This is a genomic window from Enterobacter sp. 342 (genome assembly GCF_036663495.1).
GTDB lineage: Bacteria > Pseudomonadota > Gammaproteobacteria > Enterobacterales > Enterobacteriaceae > Enterobacter.
Genome location: NZ_JAWUEI010000126.1, coordinates 1 through 738, shown reverse-complemented (window position 1 = coordinate 738; position 738 = coordinate 1). Strand labels below are relative to the sequence as shown.

Annotated in this window: 1 protein-coding gene; it reads left to right on the top strand. The window is 43.2% G+C overall.

The features are described from left to right. Positions 1–93: 93 nt before the first annotated feature. The gene (gene dfrA16 / locus V6E55_RS25575) at positions 94–567 is read left to right on the top strand and encodes a trimethoprim-resistant dihydrofolate reductase DfrA16 (RefSeq protein WP_032490158.1); all 474 of its coding nucleotides are present in this window, start codon (positions 94–96) and stop codon (positions 565–567) included. Positions 568–738: the final 171 nt, after the last annotated feature.

The window sequence follows — 738 nt, the reverse complement described above, 5'->3', positions numbered from 1 at the left end:
ACGCCGTGGGTCGATGTTTGATGTTATGGAGCAGCAACGATGTTACGCAGCAGGGCAGTCGCCCTAAAACAAAGTTAACTCGAGGGAGAAATCGTGAAGTTATCACTAATGGCTGCCAAGTCGAAGAACGGTATTATCGGTAATGGACCAGATATTCCATGGAGCGCCAAAGGCGAGCAACTTCTATTTAAGGCAATTACATATAATCAATGGCTTTTAGTTGGACGCAAAACTTTTGAGTCAATGGGCGCTCTCCCAAATCGAAAGTATGCAGTTGTAACTCGCTCTAATTTTTCTACGAATGATGAGGGTGTAATGGTTTTCTCCTCAATTCAGGATGCCTTAATAAATTTAGAGGAAATCACGGATCATGTTATCGTTTCTGGTGGTGGTGAAATATACAAAAGCTTGATTTCCAAAGTAGATACTTTGCATATTTCAACAGTCGACATCGAGCGAGATGGAGACATAGTTTTTCCTGAAATCCCAGATACATTCAAGTTGGTATTTGAGCAAGATTTCGAGTCTAACATTAACTATTGTTATCAAATCTGGCAAAAGAGTTAACAAGCGCCTGCAATCTGACCTCCGGTTACTGTCACCTTTTTTTGCGGTGGAGCTGCAAAAAAGGCGCCATTAACCTCCGGCAGTTGAGGCGGGCGTTAGACATCATGAGGGTAGCGGTGACCATCGAAATTTCGAACCAACTATCAGAGGTGCTAAGCGTCATTGAGCGCC